This is a genomic window from Kribbella sp. NPDC031520 (assembly GCF_055580825.1).
The window spans coordinates 218903-232789 of record NZ_JBVIKS010000008.1; the positions used below are offsets into that span (position 1 = coordinate 218903).

The following is a 13887-nucleotide window of genomic DNA, read 5'->3' on the forward strand; positions in this document are numbered from 1 at the left end:
CTTCGGGCACTTCTCCTTAGTGTTGATTCGGTACGGCGGCGGAACGGCCCGGCGGCGGCGCCGGTACCGGGTGCGAAGGATGGCGGTCGGCGGGTCGCGCCTGCACGTTCGGGGGTCCGGACTGGACGTGCGGCGGCGGCACCGGGACGGGCCGCAGCGTGCGGTCGGAGATCGAGCGGCTGCCGCGGCCGATCGCCACCATGCCGGACTGCACCAGCTCGCGGACGCCGAACGGTTCCAGCACCCGGAGCATGGCCTCGAGCTTCTCGGGATTGCCGGTCGCCTCGATCGTGATCGCGTCCGGTGCCACGTCCACCACCTTGGCGCGGAACAGCTGGACGGTCTCCAGCACCTGTCCGCGGGTCAGGGTGTCGGCCTTGACCTTGACCAGCAGCAGTTCGCGCTGGACGGTCTGGGTGGGTTCGAGCTCGACGATCTTGATCACGTTCACCAGCTTGTTGAGCTGCTTGGTGATCTGCTCCAGCGGCTGCTCGTCGACGGAGACCGCGATTGTCATCCGGGACACCTCGGGGTGCTCGGTCGGGCCGACCGCGAGCGAGTCGATGTTGAACCCGCGCCGGGAGATCAGCGCCGCCACCCGGGCCAGCACACCGTGCTTGTTCTCCACCAGGATGCTCAGTGTGTGCTTGGACATCGTTACAGCTCCTCGCTGTCCCACTTGGGCGCCATGTCGCGGGCGATCTGGATCTCGTCGTTGCTGACGCCGGCGGCGACCATCGGCCAGACCATCGCGTCCCGGTGCACGACGAAGTCGACCACGACCGGCGCGTCGGTGACCGCCATCGCCTTCTCGATGGTGGCGTCCACCGAGTCCTTGTCGGTGCAGCGCAGCCCGACGCCGCCCATCGCCTCGGCCAGCTTGGCGAAGTCCGGGATCTGGGTCGAGTGCAGGTCGGTGTTCGAGTAGCGCTTGTCGTAGAACAGCGTCTGCCACTGCCGGACCATGCCCAGCGACTGGTTGTTGATCACGGCAACCTTGATCGGGATGCCCTCCAGCGCGCAGGTGACGAGCTCCTGGTTGGTCATCTGGAAGCAGCCGTCGCCGTCGATCGCCCACACGGTCTTGTCCGGCCGGGCGACCTTGGCGCCCATCGCGGCCGGTACGGCGTACCCCATGGTGCCGAGGCCGCCGGAGTTCAGCCAGTGACCGGGCTTCTCGAACGGCAGGAAGTGCGCGGACCACATCTGGTGCTGGCCGACGCCTGCGGTGTAGATGGCGTCCGGGCCGGCGATCTGCCCGATCCGCTGGATCACGTGCTGCGGCGACAGCGTGCCGTCGTCGGGTTCGTCGTACCCGAGCGGGTAGCGGGAGCGGACGTCCTCCAGCTGGTGGCGCCAGGTGTCGTACGACGGGGTGCGGCCGGCGCTCGCGATCTCGGTCCTGAGGGCGGCGATCAGGTCGGTGATGACCTCCTTGCAGTCACCCACGATCGGCACGTCGGCGGCCCGGTTCTTGCCGATCTCGGCCGGGTCGATGTCGGCGTGGATGACCTTCGCCTCGGGTGCGAACGAGTCGAGCTTGCCGGTCACCCGGTCGTCGAAGCGGGCCCCCAGGCAGATCAGCAGATCGGACCTCTGGAGTGCGCCGACCGCGGACACCGAACCGTGCATACCGGGCATGCCGAAGTGCAGGTCGTGGGTGTCTGGCAGCGCGCCGCGGGCCATCAGCGTGGTGACCACGGGGATGCCGAGCATCTCCGCGAGTTCCTTCAGCTCGGCGCTGGCCCGCGCGCGGATGACGCCACCGCCGACGTACAGCACCGGCTTCTCGGCCGCGGCGATCAGGCGGGCCGCCTCGCGCACCTGCTTCGGGTGCGGGCGGGTCACCGGCCGGTAGCCGGGCAGCGAGAGCTCGGTCGGCCACTGGAAGTCGACCATCGACTGCATCGCGTCCTTGGTCACGTCCACCAGCACCGGGCCGGGCCGGCCGGTGGAGGCGATGTAGAACGCCTCGGCGATCGTGGTGGCGATGTCGTTCGGGTCGTTCACCAGGAAGTTGTGCTTGGTGATCGGCATCGTGATGCCGCGGATGTCCGCCTCCTGGAAGGCGTCCGTACCGATCGCGGCGCTCGCGACCTGCCCGGTGATCGCCACCAGCGGCACCGAGTCCATGTACGCGTCGGCGATCGGCGTCACCAGGTTGGTCGCGCCCGGGCCCGAGGTCGCCATGCACACGCCGGTCTTGCCCGACGCGGAGGCGTACCCCTGGGCGGCGTGGCCGGCGCCCTGCTCGTGACGTACCAGGATGTGGCGGATCTGGGTCGAGTCGAGCATCGGGTCGTACGCCGGGAGGATCGCGCCGCCCGGGATGCCGAAGACGGTGTCCACTCCGGCATGTTCCAGTGCGCGGATCAGAGCCTGTGCCCCGGTCAGCTGCTCACTCATGAGTGCCTTCCCTCAGTCCTGTCACGATATTTGTACTGTTCGCGACCGATCCATCCTCGCTCTTGCTTGTTTCCTTTGCGATGCCGGGTCTCGGATAGTCGCATTGGCAACAAAAAACCCCTTCCGCCGGGTTGGCTGAAGGGGCGCGCTCGACTCTGTGGTCGCGTCAGTCGGCGCGCCGCACAAGTACGAGGAGAATCGATCGCATGTAGGCATTATTCGCCGACACCGGGCAGCCGGGTCAAGTTCAGCCGCCTGCCGTCTCATTTCCTGAGACGCCCGTCTTACGTCCACTGTCTCCGTAACTTGATGACGCCGTGATGGCACTGTGAGGTTGGTTAGTTACGCCGCCAACGGTGAAGTCGGTCAGCAGGAGACACCGCCCGGCAGCAACTGCAACCCGTACGGACCGTGTGAGCCGTGGTGCGCGCATTTCGCCACCTGGACCTGGCGGCAGGCCGGGATCGACATCCCGAACTACGGCTTCACCGGTGACATCTACACCTGGGGCCAGGGCAAGGGCCGCGCGCACTCCGGCAACTCCGGGATGCAGCCCGGTGACATCGTGCTCTACGGCACCGGTCCGCAGGACACCGACACCAGCGTGCACACCGGCGTGGTCGTTGCCGTCGGCACCGACGGGAAGATCACCACGGTGGAAGGCAATTCGAACAACCAGGTCAGCAAGCACGGCCCGTTCGACCCCAAGCACGCGCAGAGCGCCGGACGCCCAGCCGACATCTACGGCTGGGTCGCGGCGCAGTAGCCCCTGAACGAGCCGATGCGGGGACTCGCCCCACCCGCATCGGTTCCTCCTAACCGCGTTGTTTCGTGTAGGTGGTGCTCCTAGCATTCGACGGGTGACCCTTGATCCGTACGGCGACGAGCAGCTGGTACACCTCTACGACCTGGACAACCCGCCCGGCGAGGACGACGCGTACTACCGCGGGCTGGCAGTCGGCGCATCCAAGGTCCTGGACTTCGGCTGTGGCACCGGCCTGCTCACGCGGTCCCTGGCCGCGCCGGGGCGGGTCGTGATCGGCATCGACCCGAGCCCGACGATGCTCGGGTACGCACGCCGTCAGCCCGGTGCCGACGCGGTCACCTGGATCGACGGCGACCACAAGGCCGTACGGCCGACCGGCGACGTGGACCTCGTGGTCAGCAGCGGCAACACGATGATGCACGTCGCCGAACACGCGGCTGCCTGCACCGCGCTGGCCGCCGCGCTGCGGCCCGGCGGGATGTTCGCGTTCGAGTCGCGCAACCCGGCCGCGCGGGCCTGGGAGCAGTGGACGAGCGAGGCGACGTACGGCGAACGCGACACGGTGGCAGGCCACCTCAAGGAATGGCTCGAACTGATCGAGATCGCGAACGGCCGCGTCGTCTTCGACGCCCACAACGTCTTCGAGGACGGCCACGACGCCGTCTACCGCAACGTCCTGTACTTCCGCTCCCCCGAGGAAATCACCGCCGACCTGCTCGCAGCAGGCTTCGCCGACGTGACCATCGAGGGCGGCTGGCACGGCGAGCCACTGACGGCCGAGTCCCGCCTGCTGGTCGTCCGGGCGACGAAGTAGGCTCGGGGTACCGCGACTGGCGAGGGTGGGGTACCACCGGGGAGCTTTCGAGCGGGGCGTCGTCCGCCTGGGCGCCCCGAGGTTCTCGGAGGTTGCGATGCGGTTGCGGTACGGGATGAATCCTCAGCAGGCGGCTTCGGTGGACGATCCGCCGTTCACGGTGGTCGCGGGTGGGCCGTCGTACATCAATGTGCTGGATGCGCTGACCGGTTGGCAGTTGGTGCGGGAGGCGGCGGGGCAGTTCGGGGTGCCGGCTGCGGCGTCGTACAAGCATGTGTCGCCGGCCGGAGCCGCGGTTGGATCGTCGGTCGCAGAGGCTTATGCGCGAGCGCGGGACGCGGATCCGAAGTCGTCGTACGGCGACTTCCTGGCGGTCTCGCATCCGGTCGACGCGGAACTGGCCGCAGTACTCCAGCGGGTCGTGTCGGACGGGATCATCGCGCCCGGATACGAGGACGGCGTACTGGAGATCCTCGCGGCGAAGAAGCGCGGGACCTACCTGGTGCTCGAAATGGACGCATCGTACGAGCCGCCGGCGGAGGAGGTTCGCGACGTGTACGGCGTACGGCTGACGCAGGAGCGCGACGTCGCGCCACTCCCCCACGACCTGCCGGACGACGCCGTACTCGGGATGATCGTTGCCCGGTACACCCAGTCGAACACCGTGGTGATGGTGAAGGACGGTATGGCGATCGGCATCGGCGCCGGGCAGCAGTCACGCGTCGACTGCACACGGCTGGCCGGTGAGAAGGCCGCGCTCTGGTGGTCACGCCACTCGGACGAGCCGCTCACCGGCGTCACGATGGTCTCCGACGGCCACCTCCCCTTCGCGGACAACGTCGAAGTAGCCCACCGGTACGGCGTGACTCACATCGTCGAGCCCGGCGGGTCGATCCGCTCCGGCGAGGTCGCCGCCGCGTGTGCCGAACTGGGCATCACGTGGTCCGCAACCGGCGTCCGCCTCTTCAGACACTGAGCAAATAGGAGCCCGAGGCAACAGCTTCACGAACCCGAGCGGCCGTCTCCGTAGCGTCCAGCCCGGTGGTGTCGATCGCGTGCGCCTCGAGCGCGCCGAGATCCGCGAACGCCCCATGCAGTCCGGTGAGCGCGTCGGCGTCGGTCAGCTCCGGCTCAGGCCGGTCCTGCCCGCGACGCAACGTCGTACCCAGATCAGGTCGGAGTACGACGTACGACATCGACCACCCGTCCTGCTTGGCCGCCTCGCGAAACGGGTCGAGAAACCACGGCCCGATGACCCCGTCCACCACTACGTCGTACCCGCCACGCGCATAAACGCCGACGGTCGCGACGATCGCATCGACGACGATCTCGTTCTGGCGCTCGGCGCCCGGGAGATACGGCGCGACAAAGCCGGTGCGAATGCCGCGGTAGTACTCGTCGGTCGTCAGATGCATCGTCGGCCGGTCGGCGTCGGTGGCGACGAGCTTGGCGACCGTGGTCTTGCCCGAGCCGGACGGACCGGTGAGGAGGAGGACGTTCATCGGGCGAGATCACCGCGGCCCTTGGTCGGCTTGGGTGAGAGGATCGCGGCAGCTCCGAAGTCGTAGCCCTCGCGGTCGCGGTCGGTCAGAGCCGCGCGCGGCAAGGGCTCTACCGGACGCACAGACGGGGCGGTGCCTCGCAGCGCTGGTTGCAGGTCGCCGATGAGGTCACGTGGGTCTCTGACCAGTGGCGTGCCGCGTTGCGGGAAGGGCTCGGTTGTAGCGAGCTGCCGCGTGTGCGAGAGGAGGTCGTCCCAAGTCATCCGGCCCTGGTCGTGCTCACGCACCAGCGTCCGCAACTGGTCGACGTTGAAAGCACGGTCCGGGAAGAGCTCGTCGCTCTGGCGCAGTGTGTAACGGTGACTGCCGAAAATGCCCTGCTGCGACTGCAGGAACGGCATCGAGAGCTCACGCGGCACGGCGATCCCCGTGCCGTCGCTGAACGCCGGGACAGCCAGGGACTCGCGGTTGCGCTCGATCAACAGCCCTAGACCGCGGTACGGCCCCGCGCGCAAGCTGAGGTCCGACTTGTCCGCGTCGCTGACTGCCGCTGCGAGGGGCCGGTCACTGGTCGCTCCGGTGATGACGCCGACCTCCGAGTCGAGCGCGGTCACCTGCGTGGCCATGATCAGCTCGTCGACGGCCTGGTACCCGTCAGGCGTGAACAGCTCCATCGCCTCGTACCCGTGCCGCTGCTCGTACTCACTCATCGCCTGATGCGCCGCGACCACGCTCAACCGCTCACGGTCCGGGCTCAGGTCGTACGGCGGCACCGGAGCCTTCCGATGCAGCGCCTGCTGCTCGTCCAGCACGATCAGGCCGGCCCGGTGCGGGCTGAGGTCGTACGCGTTCCCGGCCTCCTGGACGTGGTCGTGGTAGATCCCGGCGATCAACGCGAGGCCGACCGACTCGGGTGGCGCCGCCCCGGTTTCGACCAGCCGGCCCGCGCCCCGGGCCGCGTGCCAGGCGACCCGGAGGTTGTGCGTCGCGTTGTGATTGGCCCAGCCGTCGCGGTACCGCTGGTCGGTTCCGTACCTCCGGACCAGGAACTCGAACTGCGCACGAACGATGGCGGACGCAGCGACTTCGATCTCGTGAACGCGACGCACCGCCGTACCGTATCGAGTCGCCGGGCCACGGTCAGCCGCCGGCGACGCTCGGGAGGATGAGGAGCTCGTCGCCTTCGGACAGCGGGGTCCGGAGGCCGTCGAGGTCGCGGATGTTTTCGTCGCGCAGGTACACGTTGACGTGCCGGCGTACCGCTCCCTGCTCGTCGGTGAGTCTTCGCCTGAGCGGTCCGTCCAGCGCGGCGAAGGCCTCGGCCACCGTGGCGGCCTCGACCTCCACCCGTTCGGCCCCGCCCGCGAACGGGCGGAGCACCGTCGGCAGGCGGACCGCGATCATCCGACGACCGCTGCGCGCACGGTGAGTACGTCCGGCAGGTGACTCGCGACCTCGGACCAGGTGTCGCCGGCGTCGGCGCTCGCGTAGACGCAGCCGTCGCGGGTGCCGACGTACACACCGGCCGGATCGGCGGTGTCGGTCGTCATCGCGTCCCGCAGTACCGGGATGTACGAGACCTCGGGCAGCCCGGACGTCAGCGCTTCCCAGGTCGTGCCGGCGTCGCGGGAGCGATAGACCCGGCAGCGCGCCTCGGTCGGGATCCGGTTGCCGTCGGCGATCAGCGGGAAGACGTACACGGTGTCGGGCTCGTGCGGGTGCACCACGATCGGGAACCCGAAGTCCGACGGCAGGCCGTCCGCGATCGACTTCCAGATCGCGCCGCCGTCGTCCGACCGGTAAACGCCGTGGTGGTTCTGCGCGAACATCCGCTCCGGTACGTCGGGGTGCGCCGCCAGCTTGTGCACGCACTGGCCGAACTCCGGGTCCGGATCCGGCATGAAATACGCCTTGATGCCGTGGTTCGCCGGGGACCAGCTCTCGCCGCCGTCCGTCGTCTGGTACACGCCACCGGTCGACATCGCCACGCTCAGCCGCTGCGGATCGGTCGGATGCGGCAGCACGGTGTGCACCGCCTGCCCTCCGAACCCGGCGCCCCACTCCTTGCGGTGCGGGTGGTCCCACAGCCCGCGGACCAGGTTGAACGTCACGCCGCCGTCGGTCGACTTCCACAACGCGGACGGCTGCGAGCCGGCGTACACGACGCCGGGCTGGTCGGGCGGCGCCGCCTGGATCTGCCAGACCCGCTCGAGTGTCGCGTCGGCGTCCTTCGGGAAGCCGATCGAGCCCTCCGGCGGCTCGGCCCAGGTCTTACCGAGGTCGTCGGAGTGGAAGACCGCGGGACCCCAGTGCTCGCTGGTGCCGCCGACGAACAGCCGGGCACCGCTGGCACTACCGGCACTGCCGCCGCGGGTGTCGATGCCCACCGCGTACACGCCCTGCATCGCGAACTCCGGCACCGGCCCGTCGAGCCGCCAGTCCTTGCGGGCAGCGTCGCTCCGGCCGATCCAGAGCCCTTTCTTGGTCCCGATCAGCAGTACGGCCTCGGACATCGTCGTCCTCCCTCTAGCGTGGTGGACCCCCCACCACATTGATCAACGGTTCCCCGGACGCGTAGCGCTCCAGCTGCGCCCGCACCAGCCTGGCGACCCGCGGCGCGAACGCCGTCGAGGCGCCGCCGCGATGCGGATTGATCAGTACGTTCGGAGCAGACCACAGCGGATGTCCGGCAGGCAACGGCTCGGGGTCGGTCACGTCCAGCGCGGCCCGCATCCGCCCGGTGCCGAGCTCGGCGACCAACGCGTCCGTGTCCACGACGACACCGCGAGCGACGTTCACCAGCAGGGCGCCGTCCTTCATCCGCTCGAGGAACTTGGCGTCCACCATCCGCATCGTCTCCGGCGTCGCCGGAGTCAGCAGTACGACCACGTCCGCACGCGGCAGCAACTCCGGGAGCTCGGTCATCGGGTGTACGCCGTCCCGCTCCCGCCGCGCAACGCGGATCACGTCGCACTCGAACCCGCTCAGGCGGCGCTCCAGCGCCTCGCCGATCGCGCCGTACCCGAGGATCAGCACGGTTCGGTCGGCGAGCGAGTCGTCGACCTGGTCGTACGAGCTCGGCCAGACCTGGCGGTCCTGGTCGCGGACGGCGCGCGGCAGGTTCCGGAACGAGGCGATGATCAGCCCGACCGCCAGCTCGGCTGTCGACGCGTCGTGCACGCCGCGGGCGTTGCACAAGGTCACGCCGTCGGTGAGCCGCGACTGGACGTGCTCGAACCCGGCCGTCTGCAGCTGCACGACCTTCAGCGCCGGCATCTCCCGGACGACGTCGAGCACGTCACCGCCGCCCATGTAGCTCGGCACGTAGAACTCCACCTCGTCGAGCGACTTCGGCCGCTCGCCGCCGGCGTAGAACTCCACGTCGAACCCCGCGGGCACCCCGCCGAGGAACGCCTCGGGGTCCTCCCACGGCAGCCATGCCTTCACCACATCAGCCATGTGAGAGAACTTACTCGGACGCCCCGACAGTTTGAACTCCCGTGCCAGACGGCGGGCGGCGTCGTAGTCTGGATCGGTGCCTTCGACATCGGATGTGGCGGCGGTGGTGGCGCACGATCAGGCTGTCGGGCGGCTGCGGGAGTCGTACGAACGGATCCCGCGGGGCGCGCCGGTCCGGCTTGCGAAGCGCAGTTCGAACCTGTTCCGGCCGCGGACCGAGCTGGACCGCCCGGGCCTGGACGTCTCGGGCCTGACCGGCGTGATCGGCGTCGACCCGGGCGCGCGGACCGCGGACGTGCAGGGGATGTGTACGTACGAGGACCTGGTCGCGGCCACGCTGCCGCACGGGCTGACGCCGATGGTCGTACCGCAGCTGAAAACGATCACCCTCGGCGGCGCGGTCACCGGCCTCGGCATCGAGTCGTCCTCGTTCCGCGCCGGCCTGCCGCACGAGTCCGTACTCGAGCTCGACATCCTGACCGGCGCCGGCGAGCTGGTCACGGCCCGGCCCGACAACGAGCACGCGGACCTGTTCCGGATGTTCCCGAACTCGTACGGGACGCTCGGGTACGCCACCCGGTTGCGGATCGAGCTCGACCGGATCTCGCCGTACGTCGCGCTCCGGCACGTCCGGCTCGACCTTGACGAACTGGCCCCGGCGATCTCCACGATCGTTGCCTCGGGCACGTACGACGGCGAGCCGGTGCACTTCGTCGACGGGGTCGCGTTCAGCCCCTCCGAGGCGTACCTGACGCTCGGGCGGAACAGCGACGCGGCCGTTCGGACCAGCGACTACACCGGCCAGCAGATCTACTACCGCTCGATCCAGCAGCGGCAGCAGGACTTCCTCACCGCGCACGACTACCTGTGGCGGTGGGACACGGACTGGTTCTGGTGTTCCGCGGCGTTCGGCGCCCAGCACCCCGTCGTACGGCGGCTGTGGCCTCGTCGTTGGCGGCGCAGCGACGTGTTCCACAAGATCGTCGGCTTCGAGAACCGGCACCACGTCGCGGCCCGGATCGACCAGCGGCGCGGGCGCCCTGCCCGGGAACGCGTCGTCCAGGACGTGGAGATCCCGGTCGCACGGCTCGCGGACTTCCTGCGCTGGTTCGACACGAACGTCGGCATGCGCCCGGTCTGGCTGTGCCCGCTACGGCTGCGCGGTTCCGACTCCTGGCCCCTGTATCCGCTGAAGCCCGGCGAAACGTACGTGAACGTGGGTTTCTGGGGCACCGTCCCGATCGCCCCCGGCGCCGCCGACGGCGACGTCAACCGCCGGATCGAACAAGCAGTCACCGACTTCGGCGGCCACAAGTCCCTGTACTCCGACGCCTACTACGACCGGGCCACCTTCGACCGGCTCTACAACGTGCCGGCCTTGACCAAGGTAAAACAACGCTACGACCCAGACGCCCGCCTGACCGGGCTCTACGAAAAGGCGGTGGTGCGCCGATGACGACGCTAGCGACCCAGGTATCGATCGCCGAGGCTCTCCTGACCGTGATGCCGGACGGGTTGCCGTTTCGGTTTACGGCGTATGACGGGAGTGCGGCGGGGCCTGAGGACTCCTCGATCCACATGCATCTGGCCAACGAGCGCGGGTTGTCGTACATCCTGACCGCGCCGGGTGACCTCGGGATGGTTCGCGCGTACGTGATGGGCGACCTGGAGATCACCGGTGTGCATCCGGGCGATCCGTACGAGCTGATGCGGCTGATCCTGGACAAGTTCCACTTCCAGCGGCCGAAGGCGGCCGAGGCGCTGCGGATCCTCCGCGGTCTCGGCTGGAGCCACCTGAAGCCGCCGCCCCCGCCACCGCAGGAGCGGCTGCCGAGGTGGCGCCGTACGTTCGAAGGACTGCGGCACTCCAAAGCGCGGGACAAGTCCGCGATCCACCACCACTACGACGTGTCGAACACCTTCTACGAGTGGGTGCTCGGGCCGTCGATGACGTACACGTGTGCCGTCTATCCGCATGCCGACGCGACGTTGGAGGAGGCGCAGTTCGAGAAGTACGACCTGGTCGCGCGGAAGCTCGACCTCAAGCCGGGCATGCGGCTGCTCGACGTCGGCTGCGGCTGGGGCGGGATGGTACGGCACGCGGCCCGCGAGTACGGCGTACGGGCCCTGGGCGTCACGCTGTCCGCGGCGCAGGCCGAGTGGGCGTCGGCGGCGATCAAACGCGAGGGGCTCGAGCATCTGGCCGAGGTACGTTTCCTCGACTACCGCGACGTGTCCGAACGGGACTTCGACGTGATCAGCTCGATCGGCCTGACCGAACACATCGGCGTCCGCAACTACCCGTCGTACTTCGCCTTCCTGCTCGACCGGCTACGCCCCGGCGGCCGGCTCCTGAACCACTGCATCACCCGCCCGGACAACCACTTCCGGAACACCGGCGCCTTCATCGACCGCTACATCTTCCCGGACGGCGAACTGATCGGCTCCGGCCGGATCATCTCCGAGGCACAGGACGCCGGCTTCGAGGTCCGCCACGAGGAGAACCTCCGCGAGCACTACGCCCTCACCCTGGCCGCCTGGAACCGCAACCTGGTCACCCACTGGGACGAGGCGGTCGCCGAGGTCGGCCACCCCACCGCCAAGATCTGGGGCCTCTACCTGGCCGCCAGCCGAGCCGGCTTCGAACACAACAGCATCCAACTCCACCAGGTCCTGGCCGTGAAACCCGACGCCCGAGGCAACTCCCACTTCCCCCTCCGCCCCACCTGGGTCAGCTGACCCAGCTAATTTGGGCGCATCCGAAGCAGAGGAGAGCCCTGTGGGCACGGTGGTCACGTACAGCTCGGTGTCGGTGGACGGCTTCGTCGCGGACGACAACGACCAACCCGGACCGCTGTTCGACTGGTTGTTGAGCGGTGACGTCCCGTTGGACGACAGCGGCGCGCTGAAGGTGTCGCAGACGTCGTACGACTACATCCGGCCGTACTGGGACCAGATCGGGGTGACGGTCGTCGGCCGTCACGTATTCGACCTGACGGACGGCTGGGACGGGAAGCCGCGGGGCTGGTCGACGAGGTGCGCATGGACGTCGTACCCGTGGTCTTCGGTTCCGGCAAGCCCTACTTCGGGTCTGTCCACGCGCAGCATCTGTTGGAGGATCCTGACGTGGTGATTCAGGGCGACCGGGTGCTTCACGTGCGCTATCGCGTGCGCCGTTGAGGTTGGTGTTGCCGCTAGCGTTGGGAGAGGGCTAGCGGAGGAGATCGGTGTGGGCGGTCGGGCTGCGACGGTGGTGGCTGCGGTGTTGGCTGCGTCGGCGGTGGTGGCGGGGTGTTCCGGGAAGACGCCCGGTGGCTCGGGTACAGCGTCTGCTCCGGCGACGTCGAGTACTACCGCGCCCCCGGTGCGGCTGACCGTCTCCGGGACGGTGGCCACGGGGATTCAGGTGCCTTGGGGGTTGGCGTTCCTGCCGGACAAGAGCGCGTTGGTGGCGGAGCGGGATTCGGGGACGATCAAGCGGATCGTTGGTGGGCAGGTCACTGAGGTGGGGGTCGTCGACGGGGTGAACGCCTCGTCGGAGGGTGGGTTGCTCGGGCTGGCGGTAGATCCTGGATATCCGGGGCGGCCGTACATCTACGCGTACTACTCGGGTGGGAGCGACAACCGGATCGCGCGGATCACCTACCGGGACGGGACTTTGTCGGATCAGAAGGTGATTCTGCAGGGGATTCCGGAGGCGGCGATCCACAACGGAGGACGGTTACGGTTCGGGCCGGACGGGTTCCTGTACGCGGGAACAGGTGACGGCGCGGATCGGCCGAACTCCCAGGACGACGACTCGCTCGGCGGGAAGATCCTGCGGATCACCACCGACGGGAAGGCCGCGCCGGGGAATCCGGACGGGCGGGTGTGGATCACGAAGGGCCACCGCAACGTGCAGGGGCTGGCGTTCGACGGGGGTCAGCTGTACGCCGCCGAGTTCGGGCAGAACACCTGGGACGAGCTGAACGTGATCACCCCCGGATCGAACTACGGCTGGCCGGCCGCGGAGGGGATCAGCAACCTCGACGGGATGGTCGATCCGATCGCGCAGTGGCATACCGTGGACGCGTCGCCGTCGGGGATCGCGTTCACGAAGGGGTACATCTTCATGGCGTCGCTGCGGGGGCAGCGGCTGTGGGCGATACCTGTTGCCAATGGCAAGCGAATTGGTGAGCCGCAGGCGTTCTTCAGCCACCGGTACGGGCGTTTGCGGACCGTCGAGGTCGCGCCGGACGGGTCGTTGTGGGTGACCACGTCGAACACCGACGGGCGCGGTCAGCCGCGCGACGGCGACGACCGGATCCTGCGCGTGACGATCAGCACTTCCTAGCAGTCAACCGTTTCAGCTCTTCGGTCGTCTGGTACTTGTGGAAGGACACGACCCGAGGAGGAGATCTGTATGCCGACCGGCCAGGCGTCTGGCGTCCCCAGCAGTGTGATCGCATCGGTGAGCAGGTACGCGGATGCTCAGCGAACAGCCGAATACCTGAGAAGCTACGGGATGGACGCGAGGAGTCTGGAGATCGTCGGCGCCGGTCTTCGCGAGGTCAGCAGACGCAGGGTGGTACCGGTCGCCCGCATGACCGCTGTCGGAGCGGGCATCGGCGCGCTGGTCGGCGTACTCGCGGCCGTCTTCGTCACGCTGGTCGCCGCGACGACGCTGACCGCATTCGCGGTCGTGCTGTGGGGTTTCGTGTATGGCGTACTCGTCGGAGCGCTGTGGGCTCTTTTCCGCGGGCTGGTGCGGAACCGGCCGGAGCTGATCACCACAGATATCGTCCCCACCCACTACGAACTCCGCTGCCCCACCGACGAGCTGTCGGTCGCCCAAACCCTCCTCGCCGACGCGACGGACGTGGACGACGGCCGAGCCGAACGCACCGTCCTGGCCGACGCTCTCCAAGCCGAAGACGAGAAACACGCAGCCTGACGGCTGA

At 68.6% G+C, this 13887-nt stretch carries 14 protein-coding genes, 1 pseudogene and 1 riboswitch; of the genes and pseudogenes, 8 read left to right on the plus strand and 7 right to left on the minus strand.

The window, feature by feature from the left end:
• Positions 1-16: 16 nt before the first annotated feature.
• The gene (gene ilvN / locus ACZ5BU_RS35145) at positions 17-655 is read right to left on the minus strand and encodes an acetolactate synthase small subunit (RefSeq protein WP_465705071.1); all 639 of its coding nucleotides are present in this window, start codon (positions 653-655) and stop codon (positions 17-19) included.
• A gap of 2 nt (positions 656-657) precedes the next feature.
• A complete protein-coding gene (locus tag ACZ5BU_RS35150) occupies positions 658-2406 on the minus strand; it encodes an acetolactate synthase large subunit (protein WP_465705073.1) in 1749 nt (582 codons plus the stop codon).
• Positions 2407-2734: 328 nt separating this feature from the next.
• Here ACZ5BU_RS35150 and ACZ5BU_RS35155 point away from each other — a divergent pair, with 328 nt between their 5' ends.
• The 3 genes from ACZ5BU_RS35155 (at position 2735) to ACZ5BU_RS35165 (ending at position 4962) form a co-directional block, all read left to right on the plus strand.
• Positions 2735-3172, plus strand: a complete 438-nt coding sequence (locus ACZ5BU_RS35155; protein ID WP_465705075.1) for a CHAP domain-containing protein — start codon at positions 2735-2737, stop codon at positions 3170-3172.
• Between the two features lie 94 nt (positions 3173-3266).
• Positions 3267-3986, plus strand: a complete 720-nt coding sequence (locus ACZ5BU_RS35160; protein ID WP_465705078.1) for a class I SAM-dependent methyltransferase — start codon at positions 3267-3269, stop codon at positions 3984-3986.
• Positions 3987-3988: 2 nt separating this feature from the next.
• A riboswitch (ZMP/ZTP riboswitch) is annotated at positions 3989-4066 on the plus strand.
• 17 nt (positions 4067-4083) lie between these two features.
• Positions 4084-4962, plus strand: a complete 879-nt coding sequence (locus tag ACZ5BU_RS35165) for a 5-aminoimidazole-4-carboxamide ribonucleotide transformylase (RefSeq protein ID WP_465705080.1) — start codon at positions 4084-4086, stop codon at positions 4960-4962.
• Here the strand turns inward: ACZ5BU_RS35165 and ACZ5BU_RS35170 are convergent.
• Genes ACZ5BU_RS35170 through ACZ5BU_RS35190 form a run of 5 tightly spaced genes read right to left on the minus strand, consistent with a single transcriptional unit; the run spans position 4952 to position 8947 of the window.
• Positions 4952-5488 carry an AAA family ATPase gene (locus ACZ5BU_RS35170; RefSeq protein WP_465705082.1) on the minus strand — a complete coding sequence of 179 codons (537 nt, stop codon included), beginning with the start codon at positions 5486-5488 and terminating at the stop codon, positions 4952-4954. The genes ACZ5BU_RS35165 and ACZ5BU_RS35170 overlap by 11 nt on opposite strands.
• The gene (locus tag ACZ5BU_RS35175) at positions 5485-6597 is read right to left on the minus strand and encodes a hypothetical protein (RefSeq protein WP_465705084.1); all 1113 of its coding nucleotides are present in this window, start codon (positions 6595-6597) and stop codon (positions 5485-5487) included. The genes ACZ5BU_RS35170 and ACZ5BU_RS35175 overlap by 4 nt, the downstream gene beginning before the upstream one ends.
• Before the next feature lie 31 nt (positions 6598-6628).
• Positions 6629-6892, minus strand: a complete 264-nt coding sequence (locus ACZ5BU_RS35180; protein ID WP_465705086.1) for a MoaD/ThiS family protein — start codon at positions 6890-6892, stop codon at positions 6629-6631.
• Complete coding sequence (locus ACZ5BU_RS35185) at positions 6889-8001, minus strand: WD40/YVTN/BNR-like repeat-containing protein (RefSeq protein WP_465705088.1); 1113 nt, start codon at positions 7999-8001, stop codon at positions 6889-6891. The genes ACZ5BU_RS35180 and ACZ5BU_RS35185 overlap by 4 nt, the downstream gene beginning before the upstream one ends.
• A gap of 13 nt (positions 8002-8014) precedes the next feature.
• Positions 8015-8947: a 2-hydroxyacid dehydrogenase gene (locus tag ACZ5BU_RS35190; protein ID WP_465705090.1), complete on the minus strand. Its 933-nt coding sequence runs from the start codon at positions 8945-8947 to the stop codon at positions 8015-8017.
• A gap of 76 nt (positions 8948-9023) precedes the next feature.
• On the opposite strand from ACZ5BU_RS35190, the gene ACZ5BU_RS35195 reads away from it, so the two are divergent.
• The 5 genes and pseudogenes from ACZ5BU_RS35195 (at position 9024) to ACZ5BU_RS35215 (ending at position 13880) form a co-directional block, all read left to right on the plus strand.
• Positions 9024-10403: an FAD-binding oxidoreductase gene (locus tag ACZ5BU_RS35195; RefSeq protein ID WP_465705092.1), complete on the plus strand. Its 1380-nt coding sequence runs from the start codon at positions 9024-9026 to the stop codon at positions 10401-10403.
• Positions 10400-11686: a class I SAM-dependent methyltransferase gene (locus ACZ5BU_RS35200; RefSeq protein ID WP_465705094.1), complete on the plus strand. Its 1287-nt coding sequence runs from the start codon at positions 10400-10402 to the stop codon at positions 11684-11686. Before ACZ5BU_RS35195 ends, ACZ5BU_RS35200 begins: the two co-directional genes overlap by 4 nt.
• A 40-nt stretch (positions 11687-11726) precedes the next feature.
• Positions 11727-12127, plus strand: a pseudogene (locus tag ACZ5BU_RS35205) (hypothetical protein).
• A 226-nt stretch (positions 12128-12353) separates the two neighbouring features.
• Positions 12354-13280, plus strand: coding sequence for a PQQ-dependent sugar dehydrogenase (locus ACZ5BU_RS35210; RefSeq protein ID WP_465705096.1), 927 nt, complete (start codon positions 12354-12356; stop codon positions 13278-13280).
• A gap of 171 nt (positions 13281-13451) precedes the next feature.
• Complete coding sequence (locus ACZ5BU_RS35215) at positions 13452-13880, plus strand: hypothetical protein (RefSeq protein WP_465705098.1); 429 nt, start codon at positions 13452-13454, stop codon at positions 13878-13880.
• Positions 13881-13887: the final 7 nt, after the last annotated feature.

Excerpts from the sequence above, each read along its gene's own strand:
- ilvN (WP_465705071.1), bottom strand. The coding sequence starts at position 655 with ATGTCCAAGCACACACTGAGCATCCTGGTGGAGAACAAGCACGGTGTG.
- ACZ5BU_RS35150 (WP_465705073.1), bottom strand. The coding sequence starts at position 2,406 with ATGAGTGAGCAGCTGACCGGGGCACAGGCTCTGATCCGCGCACTGGAA.
- ACZ5BU_RS35165 (WP_465705080.1), top strand. The coding sequence starts at position 4,084 with ATGCGGTTGCGGTACGGGATGAATCCTCAGCAGGCGGCTTCGGTGGAC.
- ACZ5BU_RS35170 (WP_465705082.1), bottom strand. The coding sequence starts at position 5,488 with ATGAACGTCCTCCTCCTCACCGGTCCGTCCGGCTCGGGCAAGACCACG.
- ACZ5BU_RS35180 (WP_465705086.1), bottom strand. The coding sequence starts at position 6,892 with ATGATCGCGGTCCGCCTGCCGACGGTGCTCCGCCCGTTCGCGGGCGGG.
- ACZ5BU_RS35185 (WP_465705088.1), bottom strand. The coding sequence starts at position 8,001 with ATGTCCGAGGCCGTACTGCTGATCGGGACCAAGAAAGGGCTCTGGATC.
- ACZ5BU_RS35190 (WP_465705090.1), bottom strand. The coding sequence starts at position 8,947 with ATGGCTGATGTGGTGAAGGCATGGCTGCCGTGGGAGGACCCCGAGGCG.
- ACZ5BU_RS35200 (WP_465705094.1), top strand. The coding sequence starts at position 10,400 with ATGACGACGCTAGCGACCCAGGTATCGATCGCCGAGGCTCTCCTGACC.
- ACZ5BU_RS35215 (WP_465705098.1), top strand. The coding sequence starts at position 13,452 with ATGGACGCGAGGAGTCTGGAGATCGTCGGCGCCGGTCTTCGCGAGGTC.